Raw genomic sequence first — 25,981 nt, 5'->3', positions numbered from 1 at the left:
GTCCGCGAGGGACCTCAGGGTTCGGTGGTCAGGCGTCGTGCCCGACCACTCGGTCGAGCGCGGACCGCAATGCTACTTCTCCCGCCTCGAAGGTCACCGCGAGCCGGGCAACCAGCGGCTCGGGGACGGAGGCGGGCCAACGGTCGCGCAACTTGACGGCATCCTTCGCCGTGATCACGACGTGGTCGGCACGGCGCGCCGCATGGGCGAGCCAGGCGACGTCCTCGTCGCGGAACTGGTGATGATCCTTCCAGGTTGCCACCTGCACCTGCGCCCCCGTGCGTTTGAGCTGCGTCACGAAGGCCTCCGGATCGGCGATTGCGCTGGCGGCCACCACGCGCCGCCCGTCGAGCACACCGATCGGCTGTTGCTGTCCACTCGTCAATCCCTCGAGCATCGCCAGGTCGAGGCGGACGATCGCGACCGGCCCGGTGACGCGCGGGGCAAGCCGTGCCGCCAGTTGCTCGGCCGTGCCCGCATCGGCCCGCTTGCGGGTGATGATCAACCCGTCGGCGCGGGCCAGGGCGCCAAACCCCTCGCGCCACGGCCCAGCCGGGAGTCGCCACGGCACCGCGCGACTCGTCTCGGCGCTCACCAGGCAGAGGTTGAGATCGCGCAAGACGTCGAGTCGCTGGAAGGCGTCATCCAGCACCAGCACATCGGCCCCGGCCGCCAGGGCCATCGCTGCGCCCGCCACGCGATCGGGGTTGGCCACCACAATCGCTTCGGGAACCGCCTCGCGATGCACCAAGGCCTCGTCGCCACCGACGCCTCGGAGCAGGATCCCGGGCCGGTGACCCCTTGAGACATAGTGAGAGGCGACCCATCCCGCCAGCGGCGTCTTCCCCGAACCGCCGACCGAGAGATTCCCGATCGCCACGCTCGGCAACGGGAGGGCGTGCTGCGCCAGCCATCCACGGGCATAGCAGAGCTCCCGCACCGCCATCCCGGCCTGCCAGAGTCCGCTGGCCGGCACGAGCGCCGCGCGCGCGCTGCTCGCCCCGAGGGAACGGGCCGTCCATAACCACCGCACCATCCGGTGGCCATCGCGCTTGCGCGTCGTCATCAGGCCACCATCTCGCGTTCCAACGCCTCGAGCGCGGCAGCGGCGCGGACCACCCCTGCCCCGAGTCCTTCCTCGCCAGCCGCGATCGTGAACGGTTCGCCATAGCCGACATCGACGCGGGTGAACGGCTTCGGCACGACGGTTCGATCCCACGAGTGCGAATGCCATCCCGAGCGGACCACGGCGTGCAGCGGAACAATCGGTGCGCCCGCGCGCTGGGCCGCGCGCACCACGCCGGGCTTCACCACCCGCCTGGGCCCCCGAGGGCCGTCGGTCGCGAATGCAACGGAGACCGACTCGTCGAGGAGTCGCACCGCCTTGAGGAAGGCCCGCACGGCACCGCGCGAGGAGGAGCCGGGAATGCAGCGGTAGCCAAGGCGCGTCGCGTAGTCGGCGAGCACCTGCCCGTCCCGCCCCTGACTGACCACGATGCCGATGCCCCGGCGGCGCTGCCACCAGAGCAGCGGCAGCAACGTCTCATGCCACAACAGGAAGACGACCGGCGTGTTGCTCGCCTGCAGCGCGGCCACGCGCGCTTCGCCATGGACGCGCATCCGCCACGACGCCGCGAGCGCCGACACCAGCGGCTCGACGACGCAGCGCAGCAGGAGTTTCGGCATCGGGATCTTCATGCGGCGAGCAATCCGGCGGCGAGTTCGGCCACGCGGGCATTGGCGCCCGGCCCACCGACCCGTGCGCGCACCTCGGCCAACCCGGCGCGCTGGGCGCGGCAGGCCGCGCTCGCAGGATCGAGCAGCGGAGCGATCGCGGCGACGAGTCGCGCCGGGGTGGCCTCGCCCTGCAGCAACTCGGGCACGACCTCGCGATCGGCGATCAGGTTGACGAGCGAGACCCACTTGACGGTGATCATTCGCTGCGCCAGCCGATACGTCAGCGGATGCACCCGATAGGCAACCACCATCGGGACATCGGCCATCGCCGCTTCGAGCGTCGTGGTGCCCGACTTGGCCAGCACGGCATCGGCCGCGGCGAGGATGCGGGACGAGTCATCGCGCACCAGGTGCATCCCCTCGGCCCCGGGATAGTCGCCCCATTCCGTGGCCGCCACTAGCACTTCGTGGCACGCACCACTCGCGAGGAGCTGACGCGCGGCATCGCGGTACGCCGGCCAGAGGCGGCTGATCTCACCTGCGCGCGACCCGGGAAAGAGGGCCAGCGTGCGGGCACCCTCAGGAAGCCCGAAGTGCGCACGGGCGACACCTCGCGTCAACGGCGCCTCGCGATCGGCCAGCGGATGCCCGACGTAGGTTGCCTCGACGCCTGCGGCATCGAAGAACGCCTCCTCGAACGGCAGGATCACCGCGAGTCGGTCCACGGCGCGAGCGAGACGCGCCGCACGCTGCGGTCGCCAGGCCCAGAGTTGTGGCGCGATATACCAGAGCACCGGCACGCCGTGGCGCTTGGCGGACTCGGCGAGGCGAAGATGAAAGCCCGGGTAATCGACGGTGATCAGGAGATCGTAGCGACCGGCGCGGAAATCGGCGGTCAGCATGCGGAGGAGGCGAATGTGGGCAGGAAGCTTGTCGAGGATCTCGACCAACCCCATCGCGGCCAGCCCGTCGATCGATCGTCGCAGGACCGCGCCCGCCTTCTCCATCAGCGGACCCCCGACCGCCTCGATGACCGCCTCCGGCATTCGGGCGCGCAACGCCGCGACGATCCGGGCGGCGTGCAAGTCGCCGGAGGGCTCTCCGGCGGTGATCAGGATCCGGGGGGTCATCGCCCCAGCGCAGGCTGGGGGGAGCGCTGGACGGCCGCCGTCACCTCCAGCGCGAGCGCGAGGGCAGCCCGCCCTTCCACGCCCGTCACGATGGCGGCACGCTCGCCGCGCACGGCGGCCACGAAGGCCGCAAGTTCAAGGCCGAGCGCATCCGCCTCTGGTGCCGTCAAGGGGATCGTTTCGACGATTTCCTCGATGCTGCTACCGATCCCGGGGCGCCAGCCATCACGCAGTCGCATGAAGGTGCCGCTGCCCTCGGCCAGGTCGATCGAGATGTAGCCCGAGGGCTGGAAGACACGCAGTCGACGCACCCGATCGCGTGCCACCCGTGACGCCGTCATCGAGGCCACGACCCCTCCGAGGAACTCGACGCGGGCGTTCACCATGTCGAGGTGCGGGGAGAGGATCGAGACGCCGTTGGCTCGGACATCCTGCGTCGGCGCACCACCGACCAGGTGGTTCGCGAGGTCCAGGTCGTGGATCATCAGGTCGAGCACCACGGCGACATCCGTCCCGCGCGGCTGGAATGGCGCCAATCGAATCCCTTCGATGAAGATCGGTCGCTCCATGACCGTTTGGGCTGCCCGGACCGCGCGGTTGAACCGCTCGACATGTCCCACCGCCAGCACGACGCCCTGGCGGGTCGCTTCGGTCAGGAGCGCGTCGGCCTCTTCCAGCGTGACCGCGATCGGCTTCTCCATCAGCACGGCCACACCGCGCCCGAGACACTCGAGCCCGACCTGATGGTGGTATGAGGTCGGGACCGCGACGGAGACGGCTCGGACTTCGGACAGCAATTCGGCCATCACCGGAAAGGCGCGGCAGCCGACCTCGGCCGCCACCAGGGCGGCGCGCGCCGGGTCCGCATCGTACACACCAACCAACTCCGCGCCGTGCATCTTGGCGTAGTGGCGGGCGTGGTGCCGACCGAGCGCTCCGACGCCGACCACGCCGACCGGGATCGGGGAACTCATGCCGGGACGCCGCGCTGCGAAGAGGAGACGAACTCGACGAAGCGCTCCACTTCAGGAATGGCGGGCAGTTCGGTGCGCGCGCGATCGAGCGCCTGGCCAAGATTGAAGTCGGAGTTGAAGAAGAGCCGATAGGCGCGCTTGAGTGCCGCAATCGTTTCGGGCGGGAAGCCGGAGCGCTGCAATCCGATCGAGTTCAGGCCGTAGAGTTCCACCGGATTGCCAACCGCCTTGACGTACGGCGGAATATCCTGGCTCACGCGGGTGGCCCCGCCGATGAAGCAATGTGCCCCGATGGTCGTGAACTGGTGTACCGCCACGAGTCCGGACAAGGCGGCGCGGTCCTGAATCGTCACGTGGCCGGCCAGCTGCGAGCCGTTCGCAATCGCGACGCCGTCGCCGATGTGGCAATCGTGCGCGATATGCACGTAGGTCATGATGAAGCAGCGTGCACCGACGGTGGTCTTGCCCGACGCGGCCGTCCCGCGATTGATCGTGGAGTACTCCCGGATGATGGTCCCATCGCCGACCTCGACCCAGGTTTCCTCGTCGCGGTACTTGAGGTCCTGGGGCGGGCTGCCGAGCACGGCGCCCGTGCCGATCTGGATCCCCTCGCCGAGCAGGACGTTGCGCTCCAGCGTGACCCGCGCGCCGAGGCGACAGCCGTCGCCCACGGTGACGTTGGGTCCGATGATCGCGAAGGGCCCGATCTCGACGTTGTCCCCGATCGTCGCGGCCGGGTCGATGATCGCTGACAGATGAATGCGTTGGGTCACCGGTCCACCACCGTCGCCAGCATCTCGGCCTCGCACACGACGCGTCCCTCCACAAGGGCCTGCCCCTTCATGCGACAGGTGCGACCACGGAACTGCAACAATTCGAGCTCGAAGCGGAGCTGGTCGCCCGGGACCACGGGCCGACGGAACTTCACGCCATCCAGCGCGGCGAAATAGACCACCTTCGACCCCGGATCATCGAAGTTGTCCATCAGCAGCATGCCTCCCGCCTGCGCCATCGCCTCGACGATCAGGACGCCGGGCATGATCGGATGCCCCGGAAAGTGGCCCTGGAAGAACGGCTCGTTGATGGTGACGTTCTTGATTCCGACGAGGCGCTTCCCCGGTTCGATCTCCAGCACACGATCCACGAGGAGGAACGGATAGCGGTGGGGCAAGACGTCCATGATGGCAGTGACGTCGAGCCGGCGCGGATCGGAACGCAGCGCGAGACGCGCCAGGGCGCGGGCCAACGCCAGGTTGCCCTGATGGCTGGGGCGTTCGGCGATCACGTGCCCTTCGATTCGTGCGCCGAGCAGCGAGAGATCGCCGACGATGTCGCCGATCTTGTGGCGCACGAACTCGTCTGGCCAGCGCAGCGTCCCCGAGGCGATCCCGGTCTCCGACAGCACGACCGCCACGTCCGGCGTGGCTCCCTGCAGCAGTCCGCGCGCCTGCAGCGCCGCGACCTCGTGGACGAACCCGAAGGTGCGCGCCGGCGCAATCTCGCGGCGAAACGAGTCCGGTGTCATGGTGACGGACAACGATTGGCGGCCGATGACCGGGTGGCTCCACTCGATGGTCCCGGTGACCTGGAAGTTCGACGCGGGCGCCACGACGTAGCGCGCATCGCCTTCCTCGACCGTGAACGGCGCCGTGACCCGAATGACGACCGGGTCGCCCGTCAGTTCCCGGATCCCGGCCTGGTCGATCGCCTCGATCCACGGCTGGAACGAGCCATCGAGAATTGGCGGTTCGGGGCCGTCGATGGTGATCACGGCGTCATCGATCTGCTCGGCGAACAGCGCCCCGAGCAGATGCTCCACCGTTTGCACCGCGGCGCTGCCGTCGGCCAACCCGGTGCGACGCTCGGTGGCCTCGACCTGCGCGACCCGCGCCGTCACGAACGGCTGGCCTGGCAGATCGGTGCGCTGGAAACGGATACCGCTCCCGGACTCGCCGGGGCCGATCTGGACGGTCGTCTTCGCGCCGGTATGGAGTCCGGTGCCGGAGACGGTTGCCGTGCCGGCCAGCGTGCGCCTAGCCATCGTCCTGCTCCTCTGCCCTGCCGAGCGCTTCGAGTGCGTCGACATGCGGTGTCAAACGATATAGGGCGGCCATCGCCCGCAGAAATTCGCGATGCGGTCGGGCCGGGTAGCCGGAAACCGAGGCGCCAGCGGGAACGGAGGAAATCACACCGGCTTGGGCGCCGACCCGCGCGTCGTTGCCGATCGACAGGTGGCCGGCGATGCCCGCCTGCCCCGCCAGGATCACGCGGTCGCCGATGATGACGCTGCCGGAGACGCCGGTGCCCGCCATGACGAGGCAGTGTTCGCCGAGCCGCGCATTGTGACCGACGTGCACGAGGTTGTCGAGCTTGGTGCCGCGACCGATGACGGTGTCGTCGAGCGATCCGCGATCAACACAGCTGCCCGCGCCGACCTCGACATCGTCGCCGAGCAGGCAGCCGCCAACCTGCGGACTGCGTCGATGGCCGCTCGCGTCGGAGTGGAAGCCGAACCCCTCTCCGGCGATCACCGAGCGCGACTTGCACCAGACCCGGTGCCCAAGCACCGCGTGCGAATGGACGACGACGCCAGCGTCGAGCCGGACGTCATCGCCCAGCACCACGCCGTCCTCGATCACCACATGGGGGCCGATGCGCACACCGCGGCCGATGGTGACGTTGGCCCCGATCACGACGAAGGCTTCGATGCGCGGCGACTCGCCCATCGTGGTGCCGACCCCGATTCGGGCCGACACGTCAATCTGCGGCCGGGAGCCCGCGCGGGGATGGAGCAGGCGGGCCGCTTCGGCCATCGCCTGCGCCGGGTCGGCCACGACAATGCGCGTGACCGGGCCGGCGCTGTCGCGCAGCGATTCCGGCAACAGCACGGCCCCGGCGCGCGTCGTGGCCATGGCCGGGAGGTACTTCGGGCCGAGACAGATCGCCAACGCATCGGCCTCGGCCAGTTCGAGCGAACGGAGCCGCCGCAGGGGGAGGTCCCCCTGACCATACAGGCGGCCACCGACCACGTCGGCGACCGCCTGTGCCGTCAGCGCACCTTCAGCCCCGAGGCTCAGGGCTTCGCGGCCGGAGCGGTGGCGCCGCGGAGACGCTCGATGACCTTGGCGGTCAGGTCGAGGGACTTGTCGGCCGCGAGGATGGCATTGCCGTCCACCGCGACGTCGAAGATCATCGCGCAGTTGTTCTCGGCGCGGATCCCCTCGATGACGGCGGTGATGCGCGCCTCGATCGGCGACACCAGCTGGGTGCGACGATCCTGCGCCTTGGTCTGGATGTCCTGCTGACGCTTCTCGAGCGCGTCCTGCTGATCCGAGAGCTTCTTCCGCTCGGCGGCCCGGTTGGTGGCCGAGAGCATCACCGAGGACTCCTCGAACTTGGCGGCCGCCGCCTGAAGGCTGGCCTGCAGCTGCTGGATCTCGGTCGAGTAGATCTGCATTTCGCGCTTGAAGATCGAGTCCGCCTGCACATAGCCGGGCGTCGACTGGAGCACCTGCGCCCCGTTCACGTAGGCGACCTTGCAGCCGGCGATCGACTGGGCCGAGACGGGCGCCACCAGCAGGAGCATGGCGGCCGGAAGGCCGAGGGCGCGGAGCGGGAATCCAACACGAATCATCGGGACATCCTTGGCGTACTGCCGGTTGAGGTCAGCAACTATTGGAAGTTGCCGAGGCGGAAATGGAGCTGGAAGCCAGGCTTCGGGCGACCGAGATTGTCGAGCTTGTCGAACCCGTACCCGAGGTCGACGCCGATCGGGCCAAGCGGGGAAATTAACGCCACGCCCACGCCCGCGCCTCGATAGAGACGAGTGGGATCGTATTGGCGCACATTGCGGTAGACATTGCCGGCGTCAAAGAAGGTGTTGACGTACAGCGCCTGGGAGATCCTGGCGCCGGCCTCCACCGTGAAGGCCGCGTAGGACTTGCCGAAGCCGTCGGCGCTTGCCCGCTGCCCACCCGCCAGGGCGTCGAAGCCGTTCGGGGTGATCGCGAACTCGCTGTAACCGCGCAGCGGAATGCCATACTGCACGCCGCCGAGCGAATAGAGCTGGGTGAAGAAGCCGCCCGGATCGCCGAAGATGAAGCCCGACTTGGCCGTCAGTCCGAGCGTGAACTGGACGCCGCCGCCGAGCGCGCCGGGCGTGCCGCCGAGGCGCCCAAGCGGGGCATACCACCGGGTATCGAGGTCGACCTTCTGGTAGTCGCCGGTGCCGCCGAGCGGACCGCCGTTCTGCTCGACGCCAACCTGCACCATCGAGCCGGCGATCGGGAACGGCAGGCCGATGCGCGTCTCGCGCATGAACGACAAGCCGATCGTCGAACGGGAACACGGGGCGCACTGGAAGCGCGCCTGCAGCGCCGCCGATCCTTCGGAGTACCGGATCCGCTGGAACCCGTACGACGCAAAGAGGCGCGAGACCCGTGAGCCCAACCACGGGAGGCCGAGCTGGATGGACCCGCCTTCCTGCTGCTGCCGCCCGAGGTCGCCGATCACGTACCGCTGGCGGGAATTGTAGACCGTCAGCGTGCCCGAGATCCGGCTCTCGTGAATCGCCGGGTCGGAATACGACAGCGAGAAGTCGTTGATGTTCCGGCCGAACTGGTACTGCAGCCGCCCGCGCTTGCCGCGCCCGAAGAGGTTCGGCTCTTCGAGCCCGAGGAAGCCACCAAGCCCGGTGCCCTGGCCGACGGACGCCCCGAAATTGATGTTGCCCGTCCGCTTCTCTTCGACGCGGAAGGTGACGTCGACGTCGACGCCGTTGGGCGCCGGCGCAATGTCCGGATTCGGCAGCGGATTGAAGTAGCCGAGATTCGAGATGTTCTGATAGGAGCGCTTCACCGCTTCCTGGTTGTACAACTGGCCCGGGAGCAGGACGATCGCTTCGCGGATCACGCGCTCATGGGTGACTTCGTTGCCGACGATGTTGACCTTGTTGACCGTCGCGGGCTGGCCCTCGAAAATCCGCCAGCGCAAGTCGAGCACCTTGCTGCCATCGGGGAGCGTGCGCCGCACCTGCTCGGGATCGACGCGCGCCTGGATGTAGCCGGCGTTGGCGTACGTTTCGCCGACCTTTTGGGTCGCATCTTCCCACTGGCTGCGATTGAAGAGCCCGCCCAGCTGCTGCCCAGTGCCGACCTGACCCGGCAGGCCGAACGGGAAGCCCTGCGACAGCTCCTCGAGCGAGTAGCGCCGATTCCCGACGATCTCGAAGGTGCCGACCTTGTAGACGTCGCCCTCCTCGACCTTCAGCTTGAGCGTCGCCTTGCCATTCTGCTGGTCGTCGACGATGGTGTCCTGCACCACCTGGAAGTCGATCATTCCCCGCTCGCCGTACCACCGGGGGAGCCGCTCCCGCATGTCGAGGTCGAGCTCGCGCTCGTTGTACGCCCCCGGGCGGAACCACCAGAAGCCCTCGGGCTTGGTGGCCATCGCCCCGACCATCTGCTCGGCCGTCATCGCCGAATTGCCTTCGACCTCGACCCGGGCGATGGCGACGCGATTGCCCTCGTCAACCGTGTACGCCAGCGAGACGCCGCCGTCCTCGGTCTTGGTCTCCTTGTACGTCACCTTGGCCGTGTAGTAGCCGAGCTTGTGGTACATCGAGTCGATCTGGTATCGCGCCTTGGCAGCGGCGACGCGCTCGATCGGCTGTCCAATGGCCAGCCGGACGAATTCCTTCGACTGCCGCGCCGCAATCTTGTCCGGCCCCTCGAGCGTCCAGCTGCGCAGCAACGGCCGCTCAACCACCACGAGCGCGAGGATCAGGATCCCGTCTCCTTCGCGCTGCTCGACGCTGATCCGGTCGAATTGTCCGGAGCGGTAGAGCAGCGTGATCGCGCGCTGGATGTCGCGCCAGGTGATGACCGACCCCTTGCTGAGACCGCCGACGGCCAGGATCTGCTCCGACTTGTTGCGGAGATTGCCCTCGACCAGGATCGAATCGACCGGTGGCATTGCCGGCGGGTCCTGCGCCCGGAGCGGCGTGCTCGTCATCAGGGTGGCCAGTGCAGCCATCCCGAGTACACGCCGGCACAGCGACGCGGCGCTCAGGCCTTGCTCTCGGACAGGGCCCGGAAGGCCAGCTTGTCCCCTTCAGGGGCGACGTCCACTTCGATTTCATCTCCCGGCACGAAGTCCGCAGCGAGAATCCGCTCGCTGAGCGGGTCTTCGATGTAGCGTTGGATCGCGCGCTTCAGCGGGCGCGCACCGTAACTCTGGTCGTAGCCATGATCGGCCAGGAAGTCGATCGCCGCCGGCGTGAGCCGCACCTCGTCGCCGAGGCGCCGCATGACATCCTTGAGCAGGACGGTGACGATCTTCGCGATGTGCTCCTTCGCGAGCGGATGGAAGACGATCACGTCATCGAGCCGGTTGATGAACTCCGGATTGAAGACCTTGCCGATCTCTTCCTTGACCGTCTCCGACATCTTGGCAAAGCTCTGCGCGCCGTCGACCGCGTGGAAGCCGAGGGACTTTCCCTGCATGATGTCGCGCGCCCCGACGTTCGACGTCATGATCACGACGGTGTTCTTGAAGTCGATCACCCGGCCGTAGTTGTCGGTCAGGTGGCCCTCGTCGAGCACCTGCAGCAGGATGTTGAAGACGTCCGGATGCGCCTTCTCGATTTCGTCGAGCAGCACGACCGAGTAGGGCTTGCGGCGGACCGCCTTGGTCAGCGTCCCCGATTCCTCGTAGCCCACGTAGCCCGGGGGCGCCCCGATGAGCCGCGAGACCGAGAACTTCTCCATGTACTCCGACATGTCGACGCGAATGAACGCCGAGGGGTCGGAGAAGAGGAACTTCGCCAGCGAGCGGGCAAGTTCGGTCTTGCCGACGCCCGTGGGGCCGGAGAAGATGAACGAGCCGATCGGGCGATTCGGGTCCTTGAGGCCGGCCCGCGAGCGACGGATGGCGCGCGACACCGCCTTGATCGCCTCATCCTGGCCGATCACCGACACGTGCAGCTCATCCTCCATGCGCAGCAGGCGCGAGGCCTCCGCTTCCTGGATGCGCGTCACCGGGATGCCCGTCCACCGGCCGACGATGAAGGCGACGGCCTCCTCGTCGATGATCGGACGCATCGTCTGCCGCTCGCGCTCCCAGTCCTCCTGCACCTGGCGGATCTGCTGCTGCAGGTCGCGCTCGCGATCGCGGAGCGCCGCCGCCTTCTCGAAATTCTGGTCGCGGACCGCCTCTTCCTTCTCGACCGTGACCTGGTCGAGCTGCAGCTTCAGTGCGCCGACCTCGGCGGGCGGATGCTGCGACGCCAGCCGTGCGCGCGCGCCCGCCTCGTCGATCACGTCGATCGCCTTGTCCGGCAGGAACCGGTCGGTGATGTAGCGCTCCGAGAGTTCGGCCGCCGCCTTCAGCGTGGCATCCGGGATGGTCACGCGATGGTGGTCCTCGTACTTGCCGCGCAGCCCCTTGAGGATCTCGACCGTCTCCTCGATCGAGGGCGGCTCGACCACCACGGTCTGGAAGCGGCGCTCAAGCGCGCCGTCCTTCTCGATGTACTTGCGATACTCATTGAGGGTCGAGGCGCCGACGCACTGGAGCTCGCCGCGCGCCAGCGCGGGCTTCAGCATGTTGGAGGCGTCGATCGCTCCCTCGGCGGCACCCGCGCCGACCAGGGTGTGCAGTTCGTCGATGAAGAGGATCACGTTCTTGCTTGCCGCGATCTCGTTCATCACCGCCTTGAGCCGCTCCTCGAACTGGCCGCGATACTTGGTGCCCGCGATGACCGCCGCCATGTCGAGCGAGAGGACACGATGGTCGCGCAGCACGTCGGGACAGTTGCCGTTCGCCACCAGGAGCGCGAGTCCCTCGACGATCGCCGTCTTGCCGACGCCGGGCTCGCCGATCAGCACCGGGTTGTTCTTCTTGCGCCGCGCCAGGATCTCCATGACGCGCTCGATCTCCTTCGCCCGGCCGATCGTCGGGTCGAGGGCTCCCTCGGCGGCGAGGGTCGTCAGGTCGCGGCAGAAGTGATCGAGGGCCGGCGTCTTCGACTTCTTGTCGCCCTTGGGCGGCACGCTCTGCGGACCGGCGGCCGGGGCCGACGACGCCGGCGGCTGCGCCGGGAGGTCGGAGCCAAGCAAGCGGAGCGTTTCGCTGCGCGCCTGCTCCAGCGAGATGCCGGCATCGGTTAGGACCTGCGCCGCAATCCCCTTCTCTTCCTTGAGCAGGCCGAGCAGCAGGTGCTCGGTGCCGACGTAGGAATGGTTCAGCTCACGCGCCTCGACCATCGCCAACTCGAGCACCTTCTTCGCGCGCGAGGTGTACGGCAGCTCCGGACCGGCGGCCGAGGCCGCCTTTCCCTTCTTCACCGTCTCCTCGATCTTCTGCTGGACATCTTCCAGTTCGACGCCAAGGTTGGTGAGCACCGCCGCAGCGACGCCCTCTCCCTCGCGAATCAGCCCGAGCAGAATGTGCTCCGTCCCGACGTACTCGTGGTGCAGACGGGCCGCTTCCTCGCGGGCCATCTGGAGCACCTTCCGCACGCGGTCGGTGAAGTTGTAGCCGTTCATCCGCCACCCTCCGTGTCAGCCAGCAGTCGACGCACCAATGTGGCGCGGTGCATCGCGAGTGCCTCGTCGTCGAGGCCGGTCCCGGCATCCTGGGCCACGTGCGCGGGCTGCGCCAGCACCAGGAGCCGGTTCAAGATCGGTCGCGCCACGGCCGGGAGGATGCCCATCCCGACGCCCAGCCGGACGCTGCTCAACAGGGTCACTGCCTCTTCGAAGCCCAAGGCCCTGGCGTGCCGGAGGAGTCCCCACGCACGCCACACCTGATCTTCCAGGGCCGTCGGGGCATCGCGCCGCAAGACGACCCGCGCCCGTTCCTCGTATTCCACGACCTGACGGACCAATCGTCCCAGATGATCCAGGAGCTCCGTCGCCGACTTGCCGAGGGTGGTCTGATTGGAGAGCTGGAAGAGGTGGCCAAGGGCTTCACTGCCCTCGCCGGAGAGGCCCCGATGCGTGAGCCCCACCTGCCCCAATCCATGCAGCACCTTCGCGGCTTCCCGGGTCATCACCAGCGCCGGGATGTGCATCAGCACCGACGCGCGGAGGCCGGTGCCGACGTTGGTCGGACAGCTCGTAAGATAGCCGAACTCGGGGTGGAAGGCGAAGGAAAGACGCCGCCCCAAATCGGCTTCCGCCCCCGCCGCATCGGCGTGTGCGGCCGCCAGCGCGAAGCCGGACCGAAACGCCTGAATGCGGAGGTGGTCCTCCTCGTTGAGCATCACCGAGGCGGTCGCCCCGACCAGCAAACCGGCCCCCGAGCGGACCCGCCCGGAGGCGTCCAACCCGGCCAGTTCACGCGAAATCAGCTGCCGCTCATGCAGGAGGATCCGCTCGCGCTTGCTGAGGCCGTCCACCCGGACCACAGGGGCCCCGGAGAGCCCCGGCGCCTCGCCGGAGGCCGCCTCGACCATCCGGACCACACTTTCGCGGTCCAACGGCGAATTCCGACCCCAGAACGGCCGTCCGGCCAGGTTCCGGGCCAGCCGCACCCGGGTGGAGACGACCAGGGCGCTATCTGGCCCGGTCGCGTCCAACCAGGGGAGTGCTCCATCCGGAAAGAGACCGTCAGTGGTCACTGGGCCGCTTCCCGGAGCTGCCGGAGCCGGTCCCGCAGCTCGGCCGCCTCCTCGAAGCGCTCTGCGGCCACGGCGGCGGCCAGGACGGCTTCCAATCGGGCCACCTGCTGCACCGCCGTCAGTGCCCCGGCTCCGGCAGCCGATTGCCCCGGTGCCTCGCCCACGTGGCGGGTCGCCCCGTGCACCCGCCGAAGCAGCTCGCGGAGGGGACGATCGAAGGTCTCCCAGCAGGTGGGGCATCCCAATCGACCCGATGCCTGGAAATCGCCGAGGGTCGCATCACATGCCGGGCAGTGGACGTCCGGAGCAGCGGCCGCCGCCAGCATCGCGCCGCCACTCCCCATGGCCGCCAGGAACGCACCGAGTGGCGTCTCCCCGACGTCGGAGTCGGTGGCCACGCCGCGCTCCGCGGCACACCGGCTGCAGAGGTGGAGCGTCCGAACTTCGCCCCCCTCCGCCTGCGTCAGGTGGACCACCGCCTCGCGCTGGTGACAGTCAACGCAGAGACTCATTCCCCGGTCCCCGCCGGATCGGCCGAGCAGAGGACGCCGGCATGAAGCGTAAGAACCCTGTCAGCCAAGGCGGCAAGGTCGGGATTGTGGGTCACGAGCACCACCGCCGCCCCCGCTTCGCGCGCCGCATCGAGCAGCAGACCGTGCATCCGGGCCGCCGTCGGCACGTCGAGATTGCCGGTCGGCTCGTCGGCCAGCAGCAGGGCCGGCCGCGGCACCAGCGCGCGGGCCAGCGCCACCCGCTGCTGCTCCCCGCCCGACAGAACCGTCACGCGCGAGGCGGCGCGCCCCTCGAGGCCGACACGCGCCAACTCGGCGACCGCACGGCGGCGGGCATCGGCCGGCGCGACGCCGGCGATCAGCAACGGCATCATGACGTTCTCGGTGGCGGTGAAATCGCGCAGCAGATGATGGAACTGGAAGACGAATCCGATCCGTCGATTCCGCACATCGGCCAACGCATCCGCATCCAGGTCGGCAAAGGAGACGCCTTCGAGCCGCACCGTCCCGCGATCAGGCCGATCGAGCGCACCGAGCAGGTGGAGCAGCGTGCTCTTGCCCGTCCCGCTGGCGCCGGTGATCGCCACGCATTCGCCCGGCGCCATCGTGAGCGACGCGCCGCTGAGCACCTCGACCGGGGTGCCATCGCCGCCCATGAAGCGGCGAACCAGATCGTGACCCTCGAGGAGGAGACTCATTCGGCGCGGATTGCCTCCACCGGCTCGAGCTGCGAGGCACGGCGGGCGGCGGGGATGGTCGCGAGCACCGCGATCGCCAGCGACGTCAGCACCACGGCCAGCACATCGAGCGGCTCGGTGCGGATCGGCAGGGCGTCGATGAAGTACACGGTCGGATCGAGCGTGATCAGCTTGCCGCGATCGACCGCCAGCGAAAGCGCCAGGCCGAGGACGAGGCCGATGGAGGTGCCCACGAGGCCGATCGTGGTCCCTTGCGTGCGGAAGATGCGGCCGATGCCCGACGGCGTGACGCCCATGGCGCGGAGAATCCCGATCTCCCGCGTCTTGAACGCCACCACCATCGTCAGCGTTCCGACAATGTTGAACGCCGCCACCAGCATGATGAAGAAGATGACCATGGCCATCGCCTTCTTCTCCAGCTCGAGGGCGGCGAAGAGCGTGCTGTTCTGTTCCTGCCACGCCTCGGTCCGATAGGGGAGGCCGAGGAGCGTGTCCAGCTGCCGCGCGATCGCCACCGCCCGCCAGGGGTCGCTGACCCGGACGGCGATATCCGTGATCGCGGTGTCGAGCCCGGCGAACCGCTGCGCGTCCGCCCGTGACATCACCATGAAGGTGTTGTCGTAGGTGTACATCCCGGTCTCGAACGTTCCGGTCACCTCGACAGTCCACGGCACCACGTTGGTACCAGTCAGCGTGCCCAACGTTCGACTCCGGCGAACAGCCCTCGGCGGAATGATCGAGAGCAGGTCGCCAGGGAGCACCGACAACCGCTCTGCGAGACGGCCTCCGAGCACCACGGCGGCATCGACGTCGGGGGCCCGTGGCTTGAAGTCGAGATTGCCCTGCGTCATCACCGAGTCGAGTTGGACGACGCCGTTGTTGCCCAGGCCGGGCTCCACCCCGAGGACCGCGGCCGGTTCGGGGTAGCCGTCGGCGTTCAGCGTGATGGTCTGGGTGTTCACCTCGGGCGCCACCTGCACGACGCCCGGGACGGCCCGGATCTTCGGGAGCTGGGCGCGCCAATCATCGACGCGCAGCGACGTGCCGTAGGTCAGGACGCGCAGGTGCGGGGCAGCGACCAGGATGCGATCGCGGAGGTCGTTGCGGAGGCCGGTCATCACGCCGAGCACCACGATCAACGCGGCCACGCCGATGGCGATCCCCGCGATCGCGATGATGGTCTGCAGCGAGGCACTGCGGGTGCCGCGCTGTCCGCGCAGGTAGCGGACCGCGATCTGGCGCTCGAGCGCCGTCGGCCACCAGCGCGCGGCCATCAGCCCTCGGGGGCGGCCGGCGCGGCGCCGGTGGATTCGGGGCGCATCGCCGGGAAGAGGATCACGTCGCGGATCGAGGCCTCGTCGGCGAGCAGCATCACCAACCGATCGATGCCGACACCGATCCCGCCGGTCGGTGGCATCCCGTACTCAAGTGCGCGGATGTAGTCGGCGTCGAACTGCTGTGCCTCGTCGTCACCCGCCGCGCGCTGCGCGACCTGATCCTCGAACCGCGCCCGCTGATCGTCCGGATCGTTGAGCTCGGAGAAGGCGTTCGCGATCTCGCGGCCGAGCACGAAGAACTCAAAGCGTTCGGTCAGCCGCGGATCGTCACGATGCGGCTTGGCGAGCGGCGAGAGGGCGCGGGGATAGTCGACCACGAACGTCGGCTGCACCAGCGTCGGCTCGAGCGTGACCTTGAAGACCTCGTCGAGCAAGCGACCACCCGCCATCGTCGCCGCCGACTCGGCCGGCTCGCCACGCGTCACGAGATAGGCGCGGAGCGTGGCCTCGGAATCGTTCAGGACGTCCAGCCCCGAGGTGTCGCGAATGCCCTCGACGAACGAGACCCGACGGTACGGCGCGGTGAAGTCGAGCGCATGCCCCTGCCGCTCCAGCTGCACGCCACCGAGCGTCGCCTGCACCAGCCCGCTCAGCAGCTCCTCGAACATCGCCAGCACGTCGTGGTAATCGGCATACGCCATGTACCACTCGAGCATGGTGAACTCGGGATTGTGCGTCCGGTCCATCCCCTCGTTGCGGAAGTCGTGGCCGATCTCGTAGACGCGCTCGAAGCCACCCACGAGCAGGCGCTTGAGGTACAGCTCGTCCGCGATGCGCAGGAAGAGCGGCATGTCGAGCGCGTTGTGGTGCGTCACGAACGGGCGGGCCGAGGCGCCGCCATAGAGCGGCTGCAGCACCGGCGTCTCGACCTCGAGGAAGTCGCGGTCGTCGAGGAAGCGGCGGATGTAGGCGATCACCCGGGCGCGCAGCCGGAAGGTGTCGCGGAGCTCGGGATGCACGGCGAAGTCGGCATAGCGCTGCCGGTAGCGGACCTCGGGATCGGTCAGCCCGCCGTGCACCACGTTGCTGCCGTCCTCGAGGGTCTCGACCTTCCCGCGCGGCAACGGCCGGAGACTCTTGGCGAGGAGCGTGATGGCCGACACCGCGAGGGTCACCTCGCCGGTCCGGGTCCGGAAGAGTCGGCCCTCGACGCCGACGTGATCGTCGAGGTCGAGCAATTCGAGCACCGCCCATGCCTCGACGAGGGCATCGCGCCGGCAGTAGAGCTGGATCCGGCCGGAGGCGTCTTCGAGGTGTGCGAAGACGGTCTTCCCCTGGCCGCGCAGCGCCACCAGGCGACCCGCGACCGTCACGATCGGTCCGTCCTCGCCCATCGCGTCGTCCCACAGCGCGAGGGCCGCGGCGGCGGTGTGACTGCGGGCAAAGGCGTAGGCGAACGGTGTCACGCCCATCGCCTCAAGGGCGGTGCGCTTGGCGCGCCGCCCCTCTTCGACATGACCCCGACTCAGCAGCGGATCACTCATGCGGCCGTCCCTCCGTTCCGCTTCAGATACGCCTCGATCAGTTCGTCGAGGTCGCCGTCCATGACCGCGTGCACGTCGGTCAGCTTCAGCTCGGTGCGGTGGTCGTTGACCATCGTATACGGCTGGAAGACATACGAACGGATCTGGTTGCCCCACGAGTTGTCGCTCTTGGTCGCCTCGAGGACTGCCTTGGCGGCCTCCTGCTCCTCGAGCTTCAGGGCATAGAGCGCGGCGCGCAACATCTTCATCGCCGTGTCCTTGTTCTTGTGCTGCGACCGCTCCTGCTGACACGCCACGACCGTCCCGGTCGGCATGTGCGTGAGCCGCACCGCGGACGACGTCTTGTTGATGTGCTGCCCGCCGGCACCCGAGGCGCGATAGACATCCATCTTGATGTCCTCGTCGCGGATGTCGATCACGATCGTGTCGTCGATGTCGGGATAGACGAACACCGACGCGAAGGAGGTGTGCCGGCGCGCCTGCGAGTCGTAGGGGGAGATGCGCACCAGCCGGTGCACGCCCTTCTCCGCCTTGAGAAAGCCGTAGGCATACTGGCCCTTGATTTCGATCGTGGCCGACTTGATGCCGGCTTCGTCGCCTTCCATCAGGTCGAGGATCGTCACCGCGAAGCCGCGCCGTTCCGCCCAGCGGACATACATCCGCATGAGCATCTGGGCCCAGTCCTGCGACTCGGTGCCGCCGGCGCCCGGATGGATCGTGAGCAGCGCATCGCGCTGGTCGTCGGGGCCCTGCAGCATCGTCTGCATCTCGAGCTTGTCGAGACCCGCCGTGATCTTGTCGAGCTCCGTGGCGATGTCCGCTTCCATCGACGCATCGGGCTCAAGTTCGAGCAACTCGAGCATGCCGCTGGCATCGTCGACGCGCGCCGAGAGGTCGCTGTGCGGCGTGATCCACGCCTTCAGCGCCTTGATTTCCTGCACCAGTTCCCGGGCACGCTCCGAATCCGCCCAGAACGCGGGATCGCCTTGTCGTCCTTCCAGGTCCGTCAGCCGCGCCGTCTTCCGCGGGACGTCAAAGAAAGTCTCGGAGTTCGACGACTCGCTGCTTCAAGCCCGCTGCGCGTTCGGAAAGATCAGCCATCACACCACCCCATCGGGACCAGAGACACCACCGGGCCGCTCACCCGCCCGGTGGCGGGGAACGACCCGGACTCAGCGTTCAAAGATAACGCGATCGACCCTGCACGGCGACGCCGCCGGTCGGTTCAGCCGAAGAGCGGCCGCCCCTCGGCGAGGATCTCGTTCAGCGCCTCGGTGAACCAGGGTGTGGTGGTGGCGATCTCCTGACCCACCTGCTCCGAATACTCTTCCCAGCTCTTCCGGATCTCCTCGGAGAAAAGTTCCTTCAGCGTGCCGTCGGCGAGCCCGCGCTGCCGCTTCTCCGGATGGTAGACAACGAGATCGGAGACGAGGGCGCGGGCCAGTCGGCGCGCCCGCGTCGCGGGATCCTGTTGCAGGAACGGATTGGCGAAGCGGTTCGGTGCTGCGCGCGGCGCCTCGGCGTCGGGCGCCGGAGTCGGCGCGGCGGGACGAACGGCCGGCGTCGGCTCCGGGGGCAGCGTCGTGAACGGCACCGCCGGCGGCATCACCGGCGCCGCGACGTCTCGGACCATGATCTCGGGTGCTGGCGGTGGCGACACCTCGCTCGGCGACACCTCGACCGGTGGCGCCTCGACCGGTGGCGCCTCGAACAACGGTTCGGGCTCGACAACCGGCTCGGAGGCCAACGGCGCGGCCATGTGGGACTCGACCGGCGGTGGAGTCGGCCGGACGTCAACCGGTGGCAGCGGAATGTCGATCGGCGGAAGCACCGGCGCCGAAATCGGCGGACGGCGCACGGCGATCAATCCCGCGCAGACGGAACAGCGCGCCCGGACACCGGACTCGGGGACCTTGGCCGGGTCGACCCGAAAGACGGAAGCACATTGCGGACAGGTAACGTTCATCGGGTCCTCGAAGCCTCAGGAGCCGCGGGCATCGCGCCCACCCGGCCCACTGCGAATCTCATGATCACTGCGGCGCCGGTCCACCACGTAGACCGAGCCGGGAAGCGTCTTGGCATAGCTCTTCATTTCGGTGGCCAACTCGCTGATCTGCGCCGGATGGGTGAAGGTCCGGTGCGCATTGGTCACCACGCCGATCGACAGCGTCATCAGCGGCACGCGATGCAGCTGCCCGCGACGGTCCTTGCCGAAGAAGTAGCCCGCCCGCCGATCCTGCTCGCTGTACTGCAACGGCACCAGGGTGTCGAAGACGTTCAGAATCTCGGCACAGATCTCGGCGTGCGACGCCGCGGGCACGACGAAGATGAAGTCGTCGCCGCCGATGTGCCCCACGAAGCCGTCCGGACCCACCACGCCACGGACGACGTCGTGGAGGATGCGGGAAAGCACGAAGATCACCCGATCGCCATCGTAGTAGCTGTAGCGGTCGTTGAACTCCTTGAAGTGGTCGAGATCGGCGTAGCAGACAGCGAACCCCGCGGCGGCGTCGATCCGACGCCGGAATTCGCGCTCAATTTCGATGGTGCCCGGCAGCCGCGTCGACGGATGGACGCCGACGTTGCGCTCGGTGCGCGCCATCAAGGCGCCAAGGCGGGCCCGCTGCTCGGCCGGGGCGAAGAGCGGCGTCAACACCTCATCTGCACCGGCCTCATACCAGCGGGCCACCCGATTGGCATCGTGCGCCCCTGCAAGGATCGTCACCGGGACGATCGCCGTGTAGGCGTCGCTCTTCAGCCGACGGACCATCGCCTCCCGTTCGGGGTGCCCTTCGTCGTCCAGCACGAACAAGAGCGCACCGCGCCCACGGAGGATCCGCGCCTCGATTTCGGCGGGGTCGTCGGTGAACTCGACAACCATCCCTGTGCTCTCAGCCCACCGCCGATACAACTCCGGCAGCGGGTGCTCTGGCGAGCCACAGTGAAGGATGGTGCGACGCGGCAGCGGCACGCCGGCACTCCGGGACGAGGGTGAACCAACAATTCAACGTATCCGCTCCCGCGGAGGCCGTCAAATGAACCAGGCGGCCGCACCGAGCATGGCGTAGAGGGCCAGCAGCTGCACCCCCTCGAACCAGTGGGACTCGCCATCCAGCGTGATGATCGCGGTCAGGACAACCGAGACGCTGAGCGCCATCACCTCGAAGGCCGGGAAGACGAGGTTCATGCCGACCACACCCATCATTGCCCCGGCGAAGACCAGAATCGGGGCGACCAACAGTGCCACCTGGGTGCTGGAGCCGAGGGCGATCTGGAACGCCAAGTCGGTGTTCCCCTTCCGTGCGACGACGATGGCGGTGGCGTGTTCCGCCGCGTTGCCGATGACCGGAATGATGATCAAGCCGAGGAACACCTCGGAGACGCCGAGCGTCTTCGTCACCGGTTCGACGGCATGCACCAGAATTTCCGACATCACGGCGACACCGACCGTCGCCAGACCGAGCACCAGGACGGCGCGCCCGATTCCCCACACCGGTCCATCCACGCCATGGCTTGCGCCGCCGAACAGCGGGCGGTGCGTCCGCAACACGAAGACGAGGGAGAGGATGTAGGTCACACCGAGGATGACGGCGACCGCCTCGGACAGGTGCAGCTCGACCAGCGCGGCCGCATCGGGATGGGTCGCATGGAAGAGTGCCGGGAAGACCATCCCCGCCACGGCGAGGGCGAGCATCGCCGAGCTCATCCCGGCGTTGGTCCGATTGAAGGCGAGCATCGGCTTGCGAGTGCCGCCGGCTATCAACGACAGGCCGAGGATCAGCAGAAGGTTGCCGAGGATCGAGCCGGTGATCGACGCCTTCACGAGGTCGACGTACCCGGCACGCAGCGCCGCGAGCGCGATGATCAACTCGGCCGCGTTGCCGAAGGTCGCGTTGAGCAATCCACCCAATGCGGGGCCGGTCTTCTCGGCGAGATGCTCTGTCGCCGTGCCCATGAGCCCGGCGAGCGGCAGCACGCCGAGGCAGGCCGTGATGAAGATCCAGAGGGGATCGGCGCCGGTGCTGTAGAGCCAGATGGCGATCGGGACGGCCAGGAAGAGCGGCGTCGTGATGCCGAAGCGGCGCTTGACCGGTTCGACCACCACCGCGACCAGCTTGGGCGGCGGAACGAGCTTGGGTCGGACCGGTGCCCGTGGCTCGGGGATGTCATCGATCTCGGGATCGCGACCGCGCTTCGGCTCGGGGCGCGCCGGGCGCTCGGCCTTGGGGGCCGAAGGCTCCGTCCGCGGGGGGCGTTCGGGCTTTGGCTCGCTCTCCCGCGCGGCGCGCCGTGCGGCCTTCTCGGCGGCCCGTGCGTCCGCCTCGGCCGGATCGCGCCTCGGCTTCGGCGCCTCCGCCCGGACCAGCGCGCGCAGCTTTGACGGCTTGAGCTGGTACTCGGTGAGGGCGCGGGCGACGATGCCCCGCGGCTCGTGGATCATCGCGAGGAAGAGGTCATCGGGGGTCGCGTCAGTGCGGCCGGCGGCGACGGCCTGCTCGGTCGCCAGGTCCATGACGCGTTGCGCCTGCGAAGAGAGCCCACCCGGCTCGCCGGCGGGGACGCCACCGCGGCGGCGCCCCTTCCCCTGGGCCATCAGGGCGGCCAGCGTGTCGGGGGTCAGGCCGGCGGTGCTGACGGCCTCGGCGAGTGGCCCGGTGGCGGTGTCGAGCCACGCGAGCAGGAGGTGTTCGGTGCCGGTGAAATCGGCTTCCAGCGCCGCGGCCCGGGCTGCAGCGGCGGCGCGAAGATCATCAAGTGGGGGCACGGAGGTCAGTCGAGAGGGGTGGCTTCGTCGAGCAGCATGATCGGGATGTCATCCTCGACCGCGAATACCAGACGACAGGCAAGGCAGGCCAGCGATTCCTCCGGCTCGGTGCGATGCACAAGGTCGCCCTTGCACTTCGGACAGACAAGCAGGTCGAGGAGTTCCTGAGCCAGGGGCATCAACGAATCTCGGGGTCCGGGATGGGAAAGCCAAAGCGGGTCAGGGCGGTCGGCGAGCGGCGCCACTTGGGGAGCACCTTTACCCAGGTCTCCAAGTAGACCTTCTCCCCCAGCAGGGTCTCGAGGCGCTGCCGAGCGTGGGCCCCAATCTTCTTGAGGGTGGCGCCCTGCTTGCCGATCACGATGCCCTTCTGGGACTCCCGCTCCACATACAGCGTCGCCCGAATGTACACTGGCGCCGGGGTTTCGCGGAACTCGTCCACCTCGGCCGCGAACGAATAGGGCACCTCGTCCCCCAGTTCCTGGAAGGCCGCCTCGCGGAGGTACTCCCCGACGAAGAAGCGCACCGGCTGGGTCCCGATGTCTTCGGGGTCGTAGGTGAAGGGCGCCTCGGGCAGCAAGGGTGTGATGGCGGCCAGGAGCGCCTTGATCGAGGCCGGTCGGCCAATCTCGGTCACCACGACGGTCTTCATCAGCTCGGTCCGGCGCGGGCCGCTGACGAGGTCGCCCTTGGTCAGGACCTTGAGTATCGGCGCGGTGAAGGCTGGGGCATCGGGCACGAGGGCGGCGAAATCGGGATGGTCACCCTCGTCGGCCGGGTGCAGGTGCAGGATCACGTCGACCTTGGGGAGCAGCTCGAGGGCCATGTGGCGCATCGAAGACTGCATCAGGTAGGCGGGATCGAGCAGACCCGGGAGGTCCTCGAAGATCATCTGGACGTCACCCTCGGTGTGGAGCCCGGTAACGGGGATCCGCGTGGCCTGGGCCTTGGGGGAGACCATGGCGAGGGGGGTGCCGAGAATGGCATTCATGAGGGAGGACTTGCCGACATTTGGTCGGCCGGCGAGGGCGATGCGTCCAGTCTTGGGCATGCGGGAAGATAGTCGTTGCGTAGACGTTAGTCGTTAGTCGTTAGTCGTTGGTGGCATCTGCCTATGACTAATGACTAAGGACCACGACTACCGCCCCACGAACGCCAAGAAGCCCGAGACTCCTTGCGGAACCTCGGGCTTCAATGGGGTGGCTGACGACGGTCTACTCTCCCACGACCTCGCAGTCGTAGTACCATCGACGCTACAGGGCTTAACTACCGTGTTCGGAATGGGAACGGGTGTGGCCCCTGCGCGCTAGTCGCCAGCCAAAAATATCGGCTGATTAACAAGCGAAGGGAGGGATGATGTGCCTGGGAAGGCAACCGAAAACCAAAAATAATAGGGAGAGATCAAACTGCACGGGCGATTAGTACGGCTCGACTGAAGCGCTTGCACGCCTTACATCTGCCGCCTATCAACGTGGTAGTCTCCCACGGCCCTTCAGGGGTCTTAAGACCCAGGAATGTTCATCTTGGGAACAGTTTCCCACTTAGATGCTTTCAGCGGTTATCTGCGCGCGACATCGCTACCGGGCGATACCCTTGGCAGGATAGCCCGTACACGAGCGGTCGCTTCGACCCGGTCCTCTCGTACTAAGGTCGACGTCCCTCAACATTCCCACGCCCACGACGGATACAGACCGAACTGTCTCACGACGTTCTGAACCCAGCTCATGTGCCACTTTAACCGGCGAACAGCCGGACCCTTGGGACCTTCTCCAGCCCCAGGATGTGACAAGCCGACATCGAGGTGCCAAACCGCGCCGTCGATGTGAACTCTCGGGCGCGATAAGCCTGTTATCCCCAGCGTACCTTTTATCCGATGAGCGACGGGCCGTCCACACGGTCCCGCCGGATCACTTACACCGACTTTCGTCCCTGCTCGCGCTGTCGCGCTCGCAGTCAGGCTGGCTTCTGCGTATACACTCGACGTGCGATTACCGACCGCACTGAGCCAACCATTGTGCGCCTCCGGTACTTTTTAGGAGGCGACCGCCCCAGTCAAACTACCCGCCTGCCACGGTCCTCGCCGGTGTTGCCGGCTGAGTGAGATTGTTAGTAAACGAAGGGTGGTATTTCACTGGTGCCTCCACCAGGGCCGAAACCCCGGTTTCACCGGCTCCCACCTATGCTACGCAACGCATACCGACAATCAATGACAGGTTGTAGTAAAGGTGCATGGGGTCTTTTTGTCCTGTCGCGGGTAATCGGAATCCTCACCGATGCTTCTATTTCGCCGAGCTTACGGAAGAGACAGCTCCCAAGTCGTTACTCCATTCGTGCAGGTCGGAACTTACCCGACAAGGAATTTCGCTACCTTAGGACCGTTATAGTTACGGCCGCCGTTTACCGGGGCTTCGGTTCACTGCTTCGCCTTGCGGCTGACAGCTTGCCTTAACCTTCCGGCACCGGGCAGGAGTCAGAGCGTATACGTTGGCTTGGACAATGCCTTAGCACGCTCCTGTGTTTTTGCTAAACAGTCGCTTGGGACGATTCTCTGCGGCCGGTCTCGCCTTCCCTTGATTAGGTCAGCTACTGCCGGCACCCCTTATCCCGAAGTTACGGGGTCATTTTGCCGAGTTCCTTTTCCGTAAATCACTCGAGCACCTTAGGCTGCTCGCCTCGCCTACCTGTGTCGGATTACGGTACGGTCAACTGCAGTCCTGGCTCGCGAAGCTTTTCTCGGCAGTCGGCGTCAGCATCCCTTTGCGGGTCGGTGAAGACCCTTCGGCATCGGTTCTCGACTATCCCAGCGGATTTGCCTACCGGGAAACGTCTACCACCTTGCAACGGCATAACCACAATCCGTCGGACACCCTGCTCCTGCGTCCCTCCTCGAGCTCATAACGGCCTACAGTTGGTACGGGAATATTGACCCGTTTCCCATCAGCTACGCCTCTCGGCCTCACCTTAGGGACCGACTAACCCTGAGCTGATCGACATGGCTCAGGAAACCTTAGGCTTACGGTGACAGGGGTTTTCACCCTGTTTATCGCGTACTTAATCCGGCATTCTCACTTCCCACCGCTCCACCGCAAGGCTTCCGCCGCGGCTTCGTCGCTATGGGAACGCTCCCCTACCCCTCATGCAAAGCATGAAGACGATGCTTCGGCGGGTGGCTTAAGTCCCGACCATTATCGGCGCAATCTCGCTGGACTGGTGAGCTATTACGCACTCTTTAAAGGAATGGCTGCTTCTAAGCCAACCTCCCAGTTGTCACAGCAAAATCACATCCTTTGCTACACTGAGCCACCACTCCGGGGCCTTAGCAGTCGTTCTGGGTTCTTTCCCTCTCGCCGCTGTACATTAGCGCACAGCGACTGCCTCCCGGACAGCATTCCATGGGCATTCGGAGTTTGGTTGGGGGAGGTACCGCTGACGCGGCCCGGACCCATCCAGTAGCTCTACCTCCCAGGAACTCATTTTCCGAGGCTATACCAAAATATATTTCGGGGAGAACCAGCTATCTCCGAGCTTGATTGGCCTTTCACCCCTATGCTCAAGTCATCCGAGCGGTTTTCAACCCACATCGGTTCGGTCCTCCACCGCCTGTTACGGCGGCTTCAACCTGCTCAAGCATAGATCGCCACGGCTTCGGGTCTACGACCACGTACATGCGCCCTATTCAGACTCGCTTTCGCTCTGGCTCCGGCCCTGAGGGCCTTAACCCGCACGTGATCAGTAACTCGCCGGATCATAATGCAAAAGGCACGCGGTCAGGCCCTTGCGGA

At 67.2% G+C, this 25,981-nt stretch carries 21 protein-coding genes and 2 rRNA genes (1 of these 23 running past the window's edge); all 23 read right to left on the bottom strand.

The window, feature by feature from the left end; all coding sequences use genetic code 11:
• Positions 1-28 precede the first annotated feature (28 nt).
• A complete protein-coding gene (gene lpxK, locus IPP98_16015) occupies positions 29-1,066 on the bottom strand; it encodes a tetraacyldisaccharide 4'-kinase (protein MBL0180592.1) in 1,038 nt (345 codons plus the stop codon).
• Complete coding sequence (locus IPP98_16010; GenBank protein ID MBL0180591.1) at positions 1,066-1,698, bottom strand: lysophospholipid acyltransferase family protein; 633 nt, start codon at positions 1,696-1,698, stop codon at positions 1,066-1,068. The genes lpxK and IPP98_16010 overlap by 1 nt, the downstream gene beginning before the upstream one ends.
• Positions 1,695-2,807, bottom strand: coding sequence for a lipid-A-disaccharide synthase (lpxB, locus tag IPP98_16005; GenBank protein MBL0180590.1), 1,113 nt, complete (start codon positions 2,805-2,807; stop codon positions 1,695-1,697). Before lpxB ends, IPP98_16010 begins: the two co-directional genes overlap by 4 nt.
• Complete coding sequence (locus tag IPP98_16000) at positions 2,804-3,781, bottom strand: Gfo/Idh/MocA family oxidoreductase (protein ID MBL0180589.1); 978 nt, start codon at positions 3,779-3,781, stop codon at positions 2,804-2,806. The genes lpxB and IPP98_16000 overlap by 4 nt, the downstream gene beginning before the upstream one ends.
• The gene (gene lpxA / locus IPP98_15995; GenBank protein ID MBL0180588.1) at positions 3,778-4,554 is read right to left on the bottom strand and encodes an acyl-ACP--UDP-N-acetylglucosamine O-acyltransferase; all 777 of its coding nucleotides are present in this window, start codon (positions 4,552-4,554) and stop codon (positions 3,778-3,780) included. Before lpxA ends, IPP98_16000 begins: the two co-directional genes overlap by 4 nt.
• Positions 4,551-5,822, bottom strand: coding sequence for a UDP-3-O-[3-hydroxymyristoyl] N-acetylglucosamine deacetylase (gene lpxC / locus IPP98_15990; GenBank protein MBL0180587.1), 1,272 nt, complete (start codon positions 5,820-5,822; stop codon positions 4,551-4,553). Before lpxC ends, lpxA begins: the two co-directional genes overlap by 4 nt.
• Positions 5,815-6,810, bottom strand: coding sequence for a UDP-3-O-(3-hydroxymyristoyl)glucosamine N-acyltransferase (gene lpxD / locus IPP98_15985; protein MBL0180586.1), 996 nt, complete (start codon positions 6,808-6,810; stop codon positions 5,815-5,817). Before lpxD ends, lpxC begins: the two co-directional genes overlap by 8 nt.
• Before the next feature lie 44 nt (positions 6,811-6,854).
• Positions 6,855-7,415: an OmpH family outer membrane protein gene (locus IPP98_15980; protein MBL0180585.1), complete on the bottom strand. Its 561-nt coding sequence runs from the start codon at positions 7,413-7,415 to the stop codon at positions 6,855-6,857.
• Between the two features lie 38 nt (positions 7,416-7,453).
• Positions 7,454-9,814 (bottom strand): outer membrane protein assembly factor BamA, encoded by a 2,361-nt coding sequence (gene bamA, locus IPP98_15975; protein MBL0180584.1) that lies wholly within the window; start codon positions 9,812-9,814, stop codon positions 7,454-7,456.
• 32 nt (positions 9,815-9,846) lie between these two features.
• Positions 9,847-12,327: an ATP-dependent Clp protease ATP-binding subunit gene (locus tag IPP98_15970; GenBank protein ID MBL0180583.1), complete on the bottom strand. Its 2,481-nt coding sequence runs from the start codon at positions 12,325-12,327 to the stop codon at positions 9,847-9,849.
• Complete coding sequence (locus tag IPP98_15965) at positions 12,324-13,403, bottom strand: ATP--guanido phosphotransferase (protein ID MBL0180582.1); 1,080 nt, start codon at positions 13,401-13,403, stop codon at positions 12,324-12,326. Before IPP98_15965 ends, IPP98_15970 begins: the two co-directional genes overlap by 4 nt.
• Positions 13,400-13,915 carry a UvrB/UvrC motif-containing protein gene (locus tag IPP98_15960; GenBank protein ID MBL0180581.1) on the bottom strand — a complete coding sequence of 172 codons (516 nt, stop codon included), beginning with the start codon at positions 13,913-13,915 and terminating at the stop codon, positions 13,400-13,402. Before IPP98_15960 ends, IPP98_15965 begins: the two co-directional genes overlap by 4 nt.
• Positions 13,912-14,613 carry an ABC transporter ATP-binding protein gene (locus tag IPP98_15955; protein MBL0180580.1) on the bottom strand — a complete coding sequence of 234 codons (702 nt, stop codon included), beginning with the start codon at positions 14,611-14,613 and terminating at the stop codon, positions 13,912-13,914. The genes IPP98_15960 and IPP98_15955 overlap by 4 nt, the downstream gene beginning before the upstream one ends.
• Complete coding sequence (locus tag IPP98_15950) at positions 14,610-15,887, bottom strand: ABC transporter permease (GenBank protein MBL0180579.1); 1,278 nt, start codon at positions 15,885-15,887, stop codon at positions 14,610-14,612. Before IPP98_15950 ends, IPP98_15955 begins: the two co-directional genes overlap by 4 nt.
• Complete coding sequence (gene lysS / locus IPP98_15945) at positions 15,887-17,434, bottom strand: lysine--tRNA ligase (protein ID MBL0180578.1); 1,548 nt, start codon at positions 17,432-17,434, stop codon at positions 15,887-15,889. The genes IPP98_15950 and lysS overlap by 1 nt, the downstream gene beginning before the upstream one ends.
• A protein-coding gene (gene prfB, locus IPP98_15940) for a peptide chain release factor 2 (protein MBL0180577.1) occupies positions 17,431-18,535 on the bottom strand; the annotation gives its coding sequence in 2 pieces (ribosomal slippage) (positions 17,431-18,468 and positions 18,470-18,535; 1,104 coding nt in all). Before prfB ends, lysS begins: the two co-directional genes overlap by 4 nt.
• Positions 18,536-18,659: 124 nt before the next feature.
• Positions 18,660-19,400, bottom strand: a complete 741-nt coding sequence (locus tag IPP98_15935) for a zinc-ribbon domain-containing protein (protein MBL0180576.1) — start codon at positions 19,398-19,400, stop codon at positions 18,660-18,662.
• A 15-nt stretch (positions 19,401-19,415) separates the two neighbouring features.
• Positions 19,416-20,405 carry a diguanylate cyclase gene (locus IPP98_15930; protein MBL0180575.1) on the bottom strand — a complete coding sequence of 330 codons (990 nt, stop codon included), beginning with the start codon at positions 20,403-20,405 and terminating at the stop codon, positions 19,416-19,418.
• A gap of 60 nt (positions 20,406-20,465) precedes the next feature.
• A complete protein-coding gene (gene cax / locus IPP98_15925; GenBank protein ID MBL0180574.1) occupies positions 20,466-22,199 on the bottom strand; it encodes a calcium/proton exchanger in 1,734 nt (577 codons plus the stop codon).
• Positions 22,200-22,204: 5 nt separating this feature from the next.
• Complete coding sequence (locus IPP98_15920; protein ID MBL0180573.1) at positions 22,205-22,378, bottom strand: Trm112 family protein; 174 nt, start codon at positions 22,376-22,378, stop codon at positions 22,205-22,207.
• Positions 22,378-23,250 carry a GTPase Era gene (gene era / locus IPP98_15915; protein ID MBL0180572.1) on the bottom strand — a complete coding sequence of 291 codons (873 nt, stop codon included), beginning with the start codon at positions 23,248-23,250 and terminating at the stop codon, positions 22,378-22,380. The genes IPP98_15920 and era overlap by 1 nt, the downstream gene beginning before the upstream one ends.
• Positions 23,251-23,400: 150 nt before the next feature.
• Positions 23,401-23,517: ribosomal RNA gene (gene rrf, locus IPP98_15910) — 5S ribosomal RNA — on the bottom strand.
• 79 nt (positions 23,518-23,596) lie between these two features.
• Positions 23,597-25,981 (bottom strand): 23S ribosomal RNA (locus tag IPP98_15905) (it continues 563 nt past the right edge of the window).

This window comes from Gemmatimonadota bacterium (assembly GCA_016720805.1).
GTDB lineage: Bacteria > Gemmatimonadota > Gemmatimonadetes > Gemmatimonadales > GWC2-71-9 > Palsa-1233.
This window is presented reverse-complemented; position numbering and strand designations above follow the sequence as displayed.

What these genes read in the sequence shown, in the direction of transcription:
- IPP98_15955 (MBL0180580.1), bottom strand. Translation starts at nt 14,613, where the DNA reads ATGAGTCTCCTCCTCGAGGGTCACGATCTGGTTCGCCGCTTCATGGGC.
- IPP98_15970 (MBL0180583.1), bottom strand. Translation starts at nt 12,327, where the DNA reads ATGAACGGCTACAACTTCACCGACCGCGTGCGGAAGGTGCTCCAGATG.
- IPP98_16010 (MBL0180591.1), bottom strand. Translation starts at nt 1,698, where the DNA reads ATGAAGATCCCGATGCCGAAACTCCTGCTGCGCTGCGTCGTCGAGCCG.
- IPP98_15980 (MBL0180585.1), bottom strand. Translation starts at nt 7,415, where the DNA reads ATGATTCGTGTTGGATTCCCGCTCCGCGCCCTCGGCCTTCCGGCCGCC.
- IPP98_15935 (MBL0180576.1), bottom strand. Translation starts at nt 19,400, where the DNA reads ATGAACGTTACCTGTCCGCAATGTGCTTCCGTCTTTCGGGTCGACCCG.
- lpxK (MBL0180592.1), bottom strand. Translation starts at nt 1,066, where the DNA reads ATGACGACGCGCAAGCGCGATGGCCACCGGATGGTGCGGTGGTTATGG.
- lpxB (MBL0180590.1), bottom strand. Translation starts at nt 2,807, where the DNA reads ATGACCCCCCGGATCCTGATCACCGCCGGAGAGCCCTCCGGCGACTTG.
- era (MBL0180572.1), bottom strand. Translation starts at nt 23,250, where the DNA reads ATGCCCAAGACTGGACGCATCGCCCTCGCCGGCCGACCAAATGTCGGC.
- IPP98_15920 (MBL0180573.1), bottom strand. Translation starts at nt 22,378, where the DNA reads ATGCCCCTGGCTCAGGAACTCCTCGACCTGCTTGTCTGTCCGAAGTGC.
- IPP98_15960 (MBL0180581.1), bottom strand. Translation starts at nt 13,915, where the DNA reads ATGAGTCTCTGCGTTGACTGTCACCAGCGCGAGGCGGTGGTCCACCTG.
- bamA (MBL0180584.1), bottom strand. Translation starts at nt 9,814, where the DNA reads ATGGCTGCACTGGCCACCCTGATGACGAGCACGCCGCTCCGGGCGCAG.
- lpxC (MBL0180587.1), bottom strand. Translation starts at nt 5,822, where the DNA reads ATGGCTAGGCGCACGCTGGCCGGCACGGCAACCGTCTCCGGCACCGGA.
- lysS (MBL0180578.1), bottom strand. Translation starts at nt 17,434, where the DNA reads ATGAGTGATCCGCTGCTGAGTCGGGGTCATGTCGAAGAGGGGCGGCGC.
- IPP98_15950 (MBL0180579.1), bottom strand. Translation starts at nt 15,887, where the DNA reads ATGGCCGCGCGCTGGTGGCCGACGGCGCTCGAGCGCCAGATCGCGGTC.
- IPP98_16000 (MBL0180589.1), bottom strand. Translation starts at nt 3,781, where the DNA reads ATGAGTTCCCCGATCCCGGTCGGCGTGGTCGGCGTCGGAGCGCTCGGT.